Here is a 13,967-nt window from a genome sequence, read left to right as displayed (position 1 = left end):
GGGCTGGCCACGTGTGACCTCGTTAAACACGGTTTGGGTGGTACTGGTGTGTTTTTTGGTCTCTGGGGTGGAGCAGGGGGAGGGGCGCGGGGGCGGAGCGGCGGCGCGTGTGCGAAGGCCCGCCCGGGCGAACCGGACGGGCCTGGTGGCGGAGGCCCCGGACTCAGCCGGTGCCGAGGTAACCGTTGGGGTCGAGCACGTACTTCTTCGCCGCCCCGCGGTCGAACTCCTGGTAACCGCGCGCGGCGTCCTCCAGCGGGATCGCCACGGCGTTCACCGCGTCGGCGATGTGCACCTTCTCGTACAGGATCGCCATCATGAGCTCCCGGTGGTACTTCATCACCGGGCACTGGCCCGTGTAGAACGCGTGCGACTTCGCCCAGCCCAGACCGAAGCGGATGGAGAGCGAGCCCTCCTTGGCCGCGTCGTCGACCGCGCCCGGGTCGCCGGTCACGTACAGGCCCGGGATGCCGATGGCGCCGCCGGCCCTGGTGACGTCCATGGCGGTGTTGAGCACGCTCGCCGGGGCCTCGCGTCCGGCGTCCGAACCCGTGCCGTGCGCCTCGAACCCGACCGCGTCGACCGCGCAGTCGACCGCCGGGGTGCCCAGGAGCTGTTCGATGAGCTCGGCGGGGTTGCCCTGCGAGATGTCGATGGTCTCGCAGCCGAAACCGCGTGCCTGTGCCAGGCGCTCGGCGTTGAGGTCGCCCACGATCACCACCGCCGCACCCAGCAACTGGGCGGAGGCCGCCGCGGCCAGCCCCACGGGGCCGGCGCCGGCGATGTAGACCGTCGAACCCACACCCACCCCGGCGCTCACACACCCGTGGTAACCGGTCGGGAAGATGTCGGAGAGCATGGTCAGGTCCATGATCTTGTCCATCGCCCGGGCGCGGTCGGGGAAGACCAGCAGGTTCCAGTCGGCGTAGGGCACCAGGACGTACTGGGCCTGGCCGCCGACCCAGCCGCCCATGTCCACGTACCCGTACGCGGACCCGGGGCGGTCGGGGTTGACGTTGAGACAGATCTCGGTGCGGCGGGCCTTGCAGTTGCGACAGCGCCCGCAGGAGATGTTGAAGGGCACCGAGACCAGGTCGCCCTCCTTGACGAACTCCACCCCGGGCCCGGCCTCGACGACCTCACCGGTGATCTCGTGGCCCAGGACCAGCCCGGCCGGTGCGGTGGTGCGGCCGCGGACCATGTGCTGGTCGCTGCCGCAGATGTTGGTGGCCACGACCTTGACGATCGCGCCGTGGGGGACCTTGCGTCCCACGTTGGCCGGGTTGACCCCGGGGCCGTCCTTGAGCTCGAACTCCGGGTAGGCGATGTCGGTGACCTCGACCTCGCCGGGACCTTGGTAGATGACGCCTCTGTTGCCGCTCATGAGCGCTGCCCGCCTTCCTGCCCCGAGGGACATGGGGGGTGATGGTGGTCACACCATTTCCCGCCCCGGGTGTGGTTAATCCGGGGCGTAAGGGACTGATGTGTCCGGCCGGCGGGCCGTGCCGTGCACCCGGGTGTGTCCTGGCTCCAGGTGCTCCCGGTCGCCTGTCAGGGTCGGGTGCGTTCTGTGGCGGGGGAACCCGCGTGGCGAGGTGACGAGCCGGAGTTCCGCCGGCGGCCGGCCGGCCACACCCCCGGCTCGGCGGGTTGTCACCGCCCCGCTCCCCGTTGAGTCCGTGGCCGGTCTCGGCCACCTCGACAACTGCGGTCCTGCGGGGGCACGTCGCACGGGTGCCGTCCGACCGGACACGGCCGACCGCACGAGCACACCCGGCCACCCGGAAAGGTGGACCCACCATGCACACCGGTTCCAGGGACCCCGCCGACGCGCCCCGCGGCCTCTCCACCGCCTCCGCCGCCGTCGTGGCTCTCGCGCACACACCGGCCGCGTCGGTCGGGATATTCCTCTGGCTCATGGCGATGCACACGGGCCGGATCGAACCGATGCGCGAGCACGTGGTTCTCCTCCTACCCGTGGCGGGTGCGACCGTCCTGTTGTCGGGCAAGGCCCTGAAGGTGCGCGAGGACCCGGCCCCCTATTGGCACAGCGCTCTCGTCGCGTGCGCGACCGTGTTCGGCACCGCCATCGCCCTGGAGAACATCGAACGGTTCCCCGGCTGGGTGACGTTCCTCCTCTTCGTGCTCCCGGTCCCCTTGGTCTTCGCCGCGCTGACGATCGGGGCACACAACCCCATCGGCCGACTCAGGCTGCCGACCTCCTGGGCCGCCATGGCCGCGATGCTTCTCCTCGTCGACGGGGCGATGCGCTACCCGCAGGCGCAGGAGGAACAGCTCGATGCGACCACCGCCTTGATGTCCTACGATGCCGTCGCCGTCCTCGACGCACCCGGATGGACTCTCACCCACGCATACGACCGGTCGGTCTTCCCCGAACTCGTCTACCGCGACCCTCTCGGCCGCACGGTGCTGCTCGGCTCCACGCCCGGCCCCCTCACGGAGGAGGACGAACACGGCGAGTACCTGGCCGCCGACGTGCCCGACCCCGAGCACTGCACCCCTGGGCCGTGGGAGATGCTCCGCGTATTGCACTGCGAGGTCCGGGACGGGGTGCTCGTGGTCGAGATGGAGGGGGCGACCCCCGACCGCCTCATGGCCGACGACAACGACCGGTGGCCTTCGGGGTGGACAGAGGCGCGGATCGAAACCTCCGACGGGCGATACGTGCGCCTCCGGACGGCCGCACCGGCGGTCGACCTCGTCGACCTGGCCGGGTCGATCGAGGGGGCGAGGCCCACCGACCCGGAAGCGAACGTCGCCGAGGCATCGTGTCTCCTGCGCTGCCCCGTGTGGCGGAACTACCACCCGTGACCGTCGGTCGCGGCCCGGCAGAACATGGTCGACCGGGGCAGGACGGTCGACGACCACGCACAGCCGACCGCGGCCCAGGCCGGTCGGCCGGGCCCGGGGCGTGGTCACCGCAGTTCCTTCCCGAAACCCTCCAGCACGCTGTCGATCACCCGGACCAGGTGGGCCAGTTGTTCGCCCTGGGCCACGAGCAGCGGGCTGACCATGGGTGTGGTGCCACCACGGTCGTCGCCGCGCAGAGAGGGTCGGCTCGGGGTAAATGGCTCTTTGCCGCGTGTTGCTTGTACGGCCCTGCACTCAGCCTTGTGATGGTGAACGAGACCTCACAGGCCGTAGGGGAGAAACGATGATCGCCGAACACCAGATCCACACGGGCCACGACCACACGCACGGTCCGAACTGCGGGCATGTCGCCGTGCCCCATGGGGACCACACCGATTACGTTCACGACGGTCACGTCCACCGCAGCCACGACGACCACTACGACGAGTGTGAAACGACCGTGCACACCGCGCACGAGCAGCATGACCATGAGCACGGTCCAGGATGCGGCCACGTGGCCGTGCCCCATGGGGACCACACGGACTACGTCCACGACGGTCATCGGCACGCGAAACACGAGGCGCACTGGGACGAGCACTGAGTCCAGCCCTCGTGCCCTGAACCGAGCTGATCGAACGCGCTGCTGGGGCTGATACGAGGATCGTCGGGCCTTCGGTGGGCGACATGTGACGGCGGCGGGCCCTGTCGGGAAGGTTCCGACAGGGCCCGCCGCTCTGCTGTGGGCCGGCGCTACTTGCCGCTGAAGACGGGGAACGCGCTGTGTTCTCCGTAGTCGCGGAGGCGCTCCATGTTCCGGAGCACGTCCATGTCCGCCTCGGAGATTTGGAAGTCGACCTGGGCGTTGGTGCGCATGTGGTCGGGGTTGGCGGTCTTGGGCAGCGGCACGGTGCCCAGCTGCAGGGCGTAGCGGATGCTGAGCTGCGGCACGGTCACTGCGTACCGGTCGGCCATGGCCCGCACGTGCGGGTGCTCGAGGATCTGCCCGTGTGCGATGGGGGAGTAGGCCTGCACCAGGATGTCCTTGCCCTGGCAGTAGGAGATGAGCTCCTCGGGGGTGTTGGCCACGTGCGCCAGGATCTGGTTGACGTGGGGTGCGACGGTGCAGGTGGCGAGGGTGTTGTCGAGGTCGTGCTGCTCGAAGTTGGACACGCCGATGGAGCGGAGTTTGCCGGCTTGGTAGGCCTCTTCGAGGGCGCGCCATGCCTGGCGGTTGCCTTCGGCGTAGTCTCCGCCCCGGAAGTCGTCCCAGGGTTGGGGGCTGTGGATCAGCATGAGGTCGATGTGGTCCAGCCCCATGGTGGCGAGTGAGGCGTCGATGGCGGCGACTGCTTCGTCGTGGTCCTTGATCTCGGCTGCCAGCTTGGTGGACACGAACAGGTCGTCGCGGGCGATGTCGGCGGTGCGGATGCCTTCGCCCACGCCTCGTTCGTTGCCGTAGGCCTGCGCGGTGTCGATGTTGCGGTATCCGATCGCGACGGCGTCGGTGACCGCGCGGGCGGCCTTGTCGTCGTCGATGAACCAGGTGCCCAGGCCGAGTTTGGGTACGTGCACGCCGTTGGACAGGGTGTACGTCTCGTTCAGAACCATGGGTTCGTGCTCCTCTGCCTTGCTCGTTCGTGTTGCGTTTCGGCCCGTCACCGTCCCTGCACGGCCCCTGTTCGTGCAGGGGTCACCCGTTCGGTGGGATCAAGGAACAGGCCCGGGGGAGCGTGATCGCGTGAAGCGTCGCCCCTCGTCCTATCCCTGCTTCCGGGCCTGTCCCGACCCGTCGGTCACCTCGCCTTCCTCTCGGCTCGCCTCCTGGTGGGTGGCTGCCAGGGTGCCGAGCAGGGCGAACGCGTCCGCTGTGGGGCTGTCGGGCGGGGCGGTGTAGGCCACGATCCACAGGCGTTCCTCCCCGGCTGGCTCGAACACGTCGAAGTCCACTTCGACGAGGCCCACATCGGGGTGCCGGAAGGCCTTGGTGCCGCTGCGGTGGTCGTGCACGTTGTGTCGGGCCCAGTCCTGGGCGAACACGCTGCTGCGCGCCGAGAGCTCCCCGATCAGGGCGGTGAGCTGCTCGTCCAGGGGGTTTCGGCCGGCCTCCAGCCGCATCATGGCGGCGGCGGTGCGCCGGGCCAGGGGCCAGTCGACGAAGTACTCGCGGGCGCGCGGGTCCAGGAAGATGAACCGCGCCATGTTGGGCGCGCAGTGATCGGTGTCGAAGTGCGGCGCGTACAGGGCCCGGCCCATGGGGTTGGCAGCGACCAGGTCCTGGCGGGCGTTGTGGGCGATGGCCGGGGTGCTCATCGTGTCCAGGACACGCTGGACCGACGTGCGGACCCCGCCGGGCGGCGGTGTGTCTGCGGGGGCGCGTGTTCCGGAAGGCGCGCGGGCGAGGTCGAACAGGTGGGCGCGTTCGACCCCGTCGAGCTTCAGGGCGGCGGCGATCGCCTCCAGAACGCTGTCGGAGGCTCCGGCGATGTTGCCGCGTTCCAGGCGGGTGTAGTAGTCGATGCTGACCCCCGCCAGCATGGCGGCTTCTTCGCGCCGCAACCCGGGGACCCGGCGGTCGCCGCCGTAGGCGGGGATGCCGGCCTGTTCGGGTGTGATGCGGGCTCGCCTGCTGATGAGGAACTCCCGCACGGTCTTTCTGTCCATACCTCCACGCTAGGCAGCGCGGAAGTGTCGCGGCAGGCCCTGTCAGGTCCCCTCTGGCCTGCAAGGTGCTCATTGTCGTGGCGACGGCCCGAGAGCGGGGTACCCGACCGGGCGGTCCGGCTGACCGGACGTCGAGGTTCATGTCAGGTACCGGTCGAGGACGGTTCGCCGGCTGGGAACGGCGGACCCGCGCCGATACCGACGCGTGAAGGGTGAACCGGCGGGGGCGGGTGAGCGTCACAGCGCGCGTAGGTTCGTTCGTTGTGTTCGAAGGACGTTTATGCGTGCTCCCTCCCCCCTGCCCTCCGCCACCGGCCCGTCGGCGCGTTCGCGCTGGTGGGCGCTGCCCGCGGCCGCGGTGTGCCTGGCGCTGGTGGCCGGGTGTTCGTTGTTCCCCGACGGGGGCGGCGGGGACGAGCCCGACGGTGGGGGCGGGGACGAGCAGGGGGAGACGGCCGATCCGGTCACCACCCGCGCGGTCAACGGGTGGGTGCTGGACGAGGCGGAGGCCGAGGTCGAGCTGCACCGGGTCGACGACGAGCACATGGTCGCGACACTGGAGGTGACCAACCACGGTGACTACGGGCCGTTGTGGACCCACCTGGTGGACGACCACGGCACCCACCAGCCTGGGTACGAGGAGACGTTCCTGTGGGACTACTTCAGCGGCCTGTCGTGGTTGGACCCGGACGGTTCGCAGCTCCACAAGCCCTTCCACCTGCCCGACCGCAGTTGCCTGTGCTCGCACGAGGACGATGACGACGGTGCCCAGCGCGGCCACATCTCCGAGGGCGACACCTACAGCCTGTACACGGTGCTGGCCGCCCCGCCCGAGGGGGTCGAGGAGCTGACGCTCTACAGCCACTTCTCCCTGCCGTTCGTGGACGTGCCGGTGAACGAGGGCGCACCCGAAGGGCTCGACTACACGGCCCCGGCCGACGAACCCGAGGCCGAACCGGACACCGCCGAGCTGGAGACGGTCGTGGACTCGCCCGATGAGACGACCGTGGCCGGCCAAGAACAGACCGAGATGCACCTGGCCTCGGACGTGCTCTTCGACGTGGACGAGTCGGAGCTGACCGAGGAGGCCGAGCAGGTCCTGGAGCGGGCCGCCGAACAGATCGACACGGCCGACCCCGGCCAGGTGGCCCTGGACGGACACACCGATTCCAGCGGCGACGATTCCATCAACGACCCGCTCTCGCAGGACCGGGCCGAAAATGTGCAGGAGGCGTTGGAGGGCATGGTCTCGGTCGACGTGGACTTCACCGCCGACGGGCACGGGTCCTCCGACCCCATCGCCGACAACGACAGCGAGGACGGCAAGGCCCGCAACCGCCGTGTCACCGCGACCATGCCGGTGACCCTGCCCGCGCCCCAGGAGCAGGCAGAGGACGAGAGCGGCGGCGACGGAGACGGCGGCCAGGAGCAGGGCCGCCCGGTCGAGGACTTCGACCCGGTCGCCTCGCCCGAGGGCGACTTCGAGGTCACTCTGACCGAGCTGCGGCACGTCAGCCCGGGTGTGGCGCTGCTGGCCTACCGGGTCGACGCCGACGAGGGGGCCGAGGACGCCGTCGACCCCGAGTTCGCCTTCTCCTACGACCGGTGGCTGGAGATGCGCCACCGCGGGGTGTACGCCGTGTGGCTGACCGACCCCGGCAGTGAGCGGATCTCGTCCACGCTGCGGGTGCACCCGGTCGGCGGCGGGGGAGACCCGTGGTGTGCGTGTTCGCCGGCCTCGGGCGCCAACCTGGGCTCTGAGCGGATGGAGGCGGGGGAGAGCCGGGACTTCTTCGCGCTGATGCCCGTGCCGGGCGAGCAGGGGGCCGCGGTGGACGTGTCCATCGGCGAGCTCGAGGACTTCGAGGGTGTGGCCATCACACCCTGATCGCCGATACCGGGCCGCTGCCCGCCCCCATCAGGGCGGCAGCGGCCCGGCCCCGGGGAGTCAGTCGAGCACGGCCTCTGCTTCGACCTCGACCAGCACGTCGGGTTCGAAGAGGTAGTCCACGCCGATCGCGGAGAGCGGCGGCAGCGGCCGCGGGATCCCCAGCTCCTCGGTGACGCTCTCGATGCCTGCCATGAACTCGGTGTACTTCTCGGGCTCCCAGTCGGTCACGTAGAACCGCAGGCGCACGACGTCGGAGAAGTCCGCACCGGCACCGGCCAGGCCCCGCGCGGTGTTGCGCAGGGCGTGGGCGAGTTGGCCGGCGAGGTCGCCGGGGGAGAGGCGGTTGCCCTGCCCGTCCCGGGCGATCTGACCTGCGACGTGCACGTGCCGTGTTCCGGTGGCGACCGCGACGTGGTGGTAGGGCACCGGCTGGAACATGCCTTCGGGGGTGGAGAGCTGCACGGTCATGGGTTCCCTCTCTTCGGTGGGTGGTGTCCCATGACTACTCGGCGGACGAAGAGCACTTCAACGAGACTAGGTTTCATGGACGAAACCACCCTGCCCGAGGTCGGCCATTCACAGATCGCCGGTGAGCACCGGGAACTCCTGGACCAGGTGCTCGACAAATGGTCCCTGCTGGTGCTCGACAAACTGTGCGAGAGCCCGCGCCGCTTCAACGAACTGCGGCGGGTGATCCCCACCGTTTCGCAGAAATCCCTGACCGCCACACTGCGCCGGCTCGAGCGCAACGGCATGGTCGAGCGTGCGGTCATCAGCACCCGCCCGGTGGCCGTCGAATACCGCATCAGCACCCTGGGCAAGACACTCCAGGAACTCGTCGACGCGCTGTTCGGCTGGGCCACGGCCCATATGCCGGAGGTGAGCCGGGCGCGCGAGGCGTTCGACGGCGAGGGCCCGGCGACCAGTGCGGGGGAGCACTGATCGCCGGGGCCGGACGCATCAGCCGCGCGCGGTCGACCCGGGGAACGGGACCCCGCCGGGCCTGCGGTCGGCCCACGGGTGGGCCTGCTCCACCTGCCCCGCCAGGCGCAGCAACAGCCCCTCGCCGGCGGCGGGCGCCACGAACTGCACACCGAGCGGGAGCCCGGAAGCGGTGTGGTGCAGCGGCAACGAGATCGCCGGAACCCCGGTCAGGTTGGCCATCAGCGTGAACGGCGTCGCCGTCAGGTTGTTCATGACCTCCTTGGTGACCAGGTCGGTCGCGGTCACCACCCGCTCGGTGCGGGTACGCACCAGCAACCGCTCGGCCGAACGCAACCACGCCGGCGGGTCCAGGCGCCCCACGGTCACCGGCGGCCCCGCGATGGTGGGGGTCAGGAGCAGGTCGTAACGCGAGTGGAACTCCACCAGCGCCCGCACGTGGTTGTTCCACCGCTCGTTGCCGCGCACGTAGTCGGCGGCCGTGCGCGCCCGGCCCATCGCCGCGAGCATGAGCGTGTCGGGCTCGAAGGCGTCGTCCGAGCACCCCGTGTCCGCCTTGATCCCGTCCACGAGCGCGGCCATCGACCCGTACCAGAGCGTCACGAAGTCCTCGGTGAGCGCCCGCCCGTCGATGTCCGGTTCGGCCTCTTCCACATCGTGCCCGAGCCCCTCCAGCAGCGCGGCCGCGTCGCGCACGGCACGCACCGCCTCCGGGTGCACGCGCGTGCCCAAGGGGGAACGGTCGGTGAACCCGATCCGCAACCGGCCCGGGTCCCGGCCGACCTCCTCGGTGTAGGGGCGCTCGGGCGGGGCGATGGGGTAGGGGGAGACCGCCTCCGGACCGGCGACCGCATCGAGCAGCGCCGCGGTGTCGCGCACGGTGCGTGTGACGGCGCCGTTGACCGACGCCCCGTGCATGGGCTCGCCCCAGTTCGGGCCGAACGGAACCCGCCCGCGCCCCGGTTTGAGGCCCACCAGCCCGCAGCAGGCCGCCGGGATCCGGATCGACCCGCCGCCGTCGTTGGCGCTCGCCCCCGGCACCACACCGGCCGCCACGGCCGCCGCCGATCCGCCCGAGGACCCTCCCGGGGTGTGCGCGGTGTTCCACGGGTTGCGGGTGGGCCCGAACTCGCGCGGCTCCGTGACGGCCTTCGCCCCGAACTCGGGAACGTTGGTCTTGGCGAAGGGCACCAGCCCGGCCTCGAGCCAGCGCCGCACCACCTCCGAGTGCCGGGTGGCGGGCACCCGCCGCATCGCCCGGTTGCCTGCCGAGGTCGGGAACCCCGCGTAGTCCTGGAACAGGTCCTTGAGCAGGAACGGGACGCCCGCCAGCGGTCCGCTGCGCCCCTCCTTCACCAGCCGCCGCGCCTCGGCGTGCATGGACAGAACGGTCGTGTTGAGGTGCGGATCGACCTGCTCGGACCGGGTGATGGCGGCGGTCAGTACCTCGTCGGCGCTCACCTGCCCCTCCCGGATCAGCTCGGCCAAGCCCACGGCGTCGTGTTTCAGGTACTCGTCGACTCGCATACGCGGAACCTAACACCGAACTGGAACATGTTCTCGTTCTGGGGAGGGGTTCCTTCACCGCCCCGGGTACACCACCGCTTTCAGCGCCTCCGGGTCCCGGCGGCCCACGGTGAGCGCCTCCACCACCTGCGCCAACCCGAACCGGTGCGTGACCAGCGCGTCCAGGTCCACCGCGCCCGACGCCGCCAACCCGATCGCCGCCGGCCACGTGTTCGCGTACCGGAACGTGCCGGTCACCTCGATCTCGCGGTTCTGGACGTGGGAGACCGGCAGAGTCATCTCCTGCCCGCCCATGCCCACCAGGACCACACGCCCAGCGGGCTCCACCGCGAGGACCGCATCGGCCGCCGCCGGGGCCGCACCGGAGCACTCCACCAGCACGTGCGCGCGCACCCCGGACCCGGCCAAGGGGCCCTCACGCGCGTCCACCGTGTGTGTGGCCCCGAACCGTCGTGCCGCGGCCAGGCGCGGTCCGCTCACGTCCGACACCGTCACCTCGGCCGCCCCGAACGCCCGGGCGGTCTGCGCCACGACGAGCCCGATCGGCCCGGCCCCCGTGACCAGCACCCGGTCTCCCGGCCCCACCCGGGCCTTCCGGCACGCCCACACCCCCACCGACAACGGCTCCAGCAGGGCGGCCGCCTCGTCCGAGAGCACGTCCGGGACCGGGTGGGCGAAGTGCGCGTCGCAGGCCACGTACTCGCAGAAGGCGCCGTCCACCGGGGGCGTGGCCATGAAACGCATGCGCGGGCACAGGTTGTACCGCCCCAGGCGGCACTGCTCGCACACCCCGTCGGGCACACCCGGCTCCAGCGAGACCCGCTCGCCCGGCACACGGTCCTCCACGCCCGGCCCGCACGCCACGACGGTGCCCATAGCCTCGTGGCCCAGCACCAGGGGAGCACGGACCACGAACGGCCCGACGCGGCCGTGCTCGTAGTAGTGCGTGTCCGACCCGCACGTGCCCACCGCGCCCACACGCACCAGCACCTGGCCCGGCCCCGGCTCGGGGACGGGGCGTTCCTCCACGCGCACCTCGCCGGCCTGCCGCAGCACCGAGGCGCGCATCGTCGTGGTCGGGACACTCATGGGGATACCACCGTTCGTCACGGGGCCAGCGGAGGGCACTGTCCGGGCCGGTACCCCGCCGACCGCGCCCCCATGCCCGAACACACGGCCGCGAGCAGCCCGGCGCGGTGAACGGCGGTGTCCTAGGAACCCTGCCGCTGCGCGCTGTAGACCGCCAGATGGGTCCGGGCCACCTCCAGCAGGGGCGTGGGCACCCCGAGCTCACCGCCCCGCCGCACCAGGTCGCCGACGATGTGCTCGTCCTCCACCGGGTTGCCGTGCGTGAGGTCCCAGTACATCGAGGTCGTGGTCGGCGCACGCGTGCTACCCACGATCTTCTCGGTACGGGCCCGCGTCTCCTCGGCGATCGGGTACCCCGACGCCGCCGCGATCGCACACGACTCCGCGAGCACCGCCCTGGTGAAGGCCGCGCCGCCCGGCGCCCGGTTGATCTCCCCGATCGTCCCGCGCATCAGGCACGTGCACGCGCCCAGTGACGCCAGGAGCACCCACTTGTCCCACAGCTCCTGCACGGCCCGGTCGGTGGGCCGGCTGTCGAACCGGCCCGTGTCCAGCGCCTCGCGCACCTGCTCCGGCGCGACCACCGGGTCCGGCGCGACGGGGCCGTGGATCAGCTCGGCCAGCGGACCGATCTGCACGATCTCCCCGTTCTCACCGAGCCGGGTCATCACCATCGCGACGCCGCCGTAGACCCGCTCGGCGCCGAACCGGTCCACGAGCGTGTCGATGTGCGACATCCCGTTGAGGAACGGCAGCACCACGGTCTTGGGCCCAACCGCCGGAGCGAGGTCCTCCAGCGCCGGGTCGAACGCGTAGGACTTGACCGCCACGATGACCAGGTCGTAGTCGGGCCCCACCCGGTCGGCCGTGACGGTGTCGACGTGCACGGTCTCCTCGGCGCCGTCCGGGTCGCGCAGCACCAACCCGCGCTCGCGCAGGGCCTCCGCCCGCGCGGGGCGCACCAGGAAATCGACGTCTCGGCCGGCCTGTACCAGCCGGGCGCCGAAGTATCCGCCGACCGCTCCGGCACCCACGACAAGGATGCGCATGCCTCTTCCCTTCGGTTCGGTTACGGGATCTGAAGTATGGCGGGGGCGCTGCCTCCGGCCGGGAACCGGGTCCCTCTCCGACGGGTACGGCCCGGTACACGCAGGACACGGCTTTCGCCCCCGGACACCTGGACCCTCCCGGTTGCCCGTGGAGCTCGAACCTCGGCCACCCGTGCCCTAGCGTCGGCCTCCGCCGGATCGGTGCCCCAGGGCGCACGACCGGTCGGAACCAGGCGGGGGAGGGGCCGTGGCACCGCAGCAGCAGGCCGTGCAGGAGGCGCAGGAGACCGGCGCGACCACACACAAGGGGTCGCTCGTCGTCAGCTGGCTGACGTCGACCGACCACAAGGTGATCGGGTACATGTACCTGATCACCTCGTTCGCGTTCTTCCTGTTCGGAGGGGTGCTGGCGCTGCTCATGCGCCTGGAGTTGTTCGCGCCCGGCATGCAGATGCTCACGCACGAACAGTTCAACCAGTACTTCACCATGCACGGCACGATCATGCTGCTGCTGTTCGCGACCCCGCTCTTCATCGGGTTCAGCAACATCATCGTCCCGCTGCAGATCGGCGCGCCCGACGTGGCGTTCCCGCGCATGAACCTGTTCAGCTACTACCTGTTCCTGTTCGGCGGGCTCATCACCATCGGCGGGTTCCTGACCCCCGGCGGGGCGGCCAGTTTCGGTTGGTTCGCCTACACGCCCCTGTCGGACGCCGTGCGATCGCCGGGCCTGGGCGGCGACCTGTGGTTGCTCGGCCTGCTGGTCTCGGGGCTGGGCACGATCCTGGGCGGGGTCAACTTCATCACCACCGGGCTGTGCATGCGCGCGCCCGGCATGACGGTCTTCCGCATGCCGATCTTCACCTGGAACACCCTGCTGACCAGCGTGCTCGTGCTCATGGCCTTCCCCGTGCTCACCGCGGCGCTCATCGCCCTGGGCGCGGACCGCATGGTCGGAACGCAGGTCTTCAACCCCGAACACGGCGGTGCCATTCTGTGGCAGCACCTGTTCTGGTTCTTCGGCCACCCGGAGGTCTACATCATCGCGCTGCCGTTCTTCGGCATCGTCACGGAGATCATCCCGGTCTTCAGCCGCAAACCGATCTTCGGCTACAAGTCCCTGGTGGCGGCCACCATCGCCATCGCGGGGCTGTCCATGACCGTGTGGGCGCACCACATGTTCCCGACCGGCGCCGTACTGTTGCCGTTCTTCTCCTTCTTCTCGTTCCTCATCGCCGTGCCCACGGGCGTGAAGTTCTTCAACTGGATCGGCACGATGTGGCGCGGACAGATCACCTTCGAGACACCGATGCTGTTCACGCTGGGGTTCCTGGCCACGTTCCTGTTCGGCGGCCTGACCGGGGTGCTGCTCGCCTCTCCGCCGATCGACTTCCACGTCACCGACACCTACTTCGTGGTGGCGCACTTCCACTACGTCGTGTTCGGCACGGTGGTCTTCGCGATGTTCGCCGGGTTCTACTTCTGGTGGCCCAAGTTCACCGGACGCAAGCTCCACGAGGGCATCGGCAAGGCCCAGTTCTGGCTGCTGTTCCTGGGTTTCCACGGGACCTTCGCCGTGCAGCACTGGCTGGGCGCGGCCGGGTTCCCGCGCCGTTACGCCGATTACCTGCCGACCGACGGGTTCACCACGCTCAACCAGATCTCGTCGGTCTCCTCGCTGGTGCTGGGCGCGTCCACGCTCCTGTTCTTCTGGAACATCGTGTATACCGCCCGCCACGCGCCCAGGGTCGGCACGGACGACCCGTGGGGGTACGGAGCGTCGCTGGAGTGGGCGACCTCGTGTCCGCCGCCCCGGCACAACTTCGACGTCCTGCCGCGTATCCGTTCCGAGCGCCCGGCCTTCGATCTGCACCACCCCAACGCCGCGCCCAGCAGTGTGCACACCTGATGCGGCGGGCCGGCGCTCCGGGGGAGGA

At 70.4% G+C, this 13,967-nt stretch carries 12 protein-coding genes; 5 read left to right on the top strand and 7 right to left on the bottom strand.

Annotation, left to right across the window (positions count from 1 at the left end):
• Positions 1 to 163 precede the first annotated feature (163 nt).
• Positions 164 to 1,384, bottom strand: a complete 1,221-nt coding sequence (gene fdhA, locus IDM40_RS17320; RefSeq protein WP_193123055.1) for a formaldehyde dehydrogenase, glutathione-independent — start codon at positions 1,382 to 1,384, stop codon at positions 164 to 166.
• Between the two features lie 416 nt (positions 1,385 to 1,800).
• Between fdhA and IDM40_RS17315 the strand changes: the two genes are divergently transcribed.
• Positions 1,801 to 2,832 (top strand): hypothetical protein, encoded by a 1,032-nt coding sequence (locus IDM40_RS17315; protein ID WP_193123054.1) that lies wholly within the window; start codon positions 1,801 to 1,803, stop codon positions 2,830 to 2,832.
• Positions 2,833 to 3,175: 343 nt separating this feature from the next.
• Positions 3,176 to 3,472, top strand: coding sequence for a hypothetical protein (locus tag IDM40_RS17310; RefSeq protein ID WP_193123053.1), 297 nt, complete (start codon positions 3,176 to 3,178; stop codon positions 3,470 to 3,472).
• A gap of 149 nt (positions 3,473 to 3,621) precedes the next feature.
• On the opposite strand, the gene IDM40_RS17305 is transcribed toward IDM40_RS17310, so the two are convergent.
• Entirely contained in the window at positions 3,622 to 4,479 is an 858-nt protein-coding gene (locus IDM40_RS17305; RefSeq protein WP_193123052.1) for an aldo/keto reductase, read from the bottom strand.
• A 150-nt stretch (positions 4,480 to 4,629) separates the two neighbouring features.
• The gene (locus IDM40_RS17300) at positions 4,630 to 5,532 is read right to left on the bottom strand and encodes a helix-turn-helix transcriptional regulator (protein WP_193123051.1); all 903 of its coding nucleotides are present in this window, start codon (positions 5,530 to 5,532) and stop codon (positions 4,630 to 4,632) included.
• A gap of 280 nt (positions 5,533 to 5,812) precedes the next feature.
• Between IDM40_RS17300 and IDM40_RS17295 the strand changes: the two genes are divergently transcribed.
• A complete protein-coding gene (locus IDM40_RS17295; RefSeq protein ID WP_193123050.1) occupies positions 5,813 to 7,420 on the top strand; it encodes an OmpA family protein in 1,608 nt (535 codons plus the stop codon).
• Between the two features lie 60 nt (positions 7,421 to 7,480).
• Here the strand turns inward: IDM40_RS17295 and IDM40_RS17290 are convergent, their stop codons facing one another.
• On the bottom strand, positions 7,481 to 7,891 hold the full coding sequence (locus IDM40_RS17290; protein ID WP_193123049.1) for a RidA family protein: 411 nt from the start codon (positions 7,889 to 7,891) through the stop codon (positions 7,481 to 7,483).
• 75 nt (positions 7,892 to 7,966) lie between these two features.
• Here IDM40_RS17290 and IDM40_RS17285 point away from each other — a divergent pair, with 75 nt between their 5' ends.
• Complete coding sequence (locus IDM40_RS17285; protein ID WP_193123048.1) at positions 7,967 to 8,365, top strand: winged helix-turn-helix transcriptional regulator; 399 nt, start codon at positions 7,967 to 7,969, stop codon at positions 8,363 to 8,365.
• Between the two features lie 18 nt (positions 8,366 to 8,383).
• On the opposite strand, the gene IDM40_RS17280 is transcribed toward IDM40_RS17285, so the two are convergent.
• From IDM40_RS17280 to IDM40_RS17270, 3 genes are all read right to left on the bottom strand, one after another.
• Complete coding sequence (locus IDM40_RS17280; protein WP_193123047.1) at positions 8,384 to 9,892, bottom strand: amidase; 1,509 nt, start codon at positions 9,890 to 9,892, stop codon at positions 8,384 to 8,386.
• 54 nt (positions 9,893 to 9,946) lie between these two features.
• Positions 9,947 to 10,981 (bottom strand): NAD(P)-dependent alcohol dehydrogenase, encoded by a 1,035-nt coding sequence (locus tag IDM40_RS17275; protein ID WP_216630951.1) that lies wholly within the window; start codon positions 10,979 to 10,981, stop codon positions 9,947 to 9,949.
• A gap of 122 nt (positions 10,982 to 11,103) precedes the next feature.
• Positions 11,104 to 12,030, bottom strand: a complete 927-nt coding sequence (locus IDM40_RS17270) for a ketopantoate reductase family protein (RefSeq protein ID WP_193123046.1) — start codon at positions 12,028 to 12,030, stop codon at positions 11,104 to 11,106.
• 247 nt (positions 12,031 to 12,277) lie between these two features.
• On the opposite strand from IDM40_RS17270, the gene ctaD reads away from it, so the two are divergent.
• Positions 12,278 to 13,939, top strand: coding sequence for an aa3-type cytochrome oxidase subunit I (ctaD, locus tag IDM40_RS17265; protein WP_193123045.1), 1,662 nt, complete (start codon positions 12,278 to 12,280; stop codon positions 13,937 to 13,939).
• Positions 13,940 to 13,967 lie beyond the last annotated feature (28 nt).

The organism is Nocardiopsis coralli (assembly GCF_014892575.1).
GTDB lineage: Bacteria > Actinomycetota > Actinomycetes > Streptosporangiales > Streptosporangiaceae > Nocardiopsis > Nocardiopsis coralli.
This window is presented reverse-complemented; position numbering and strand designations above follow the sequence as displayed.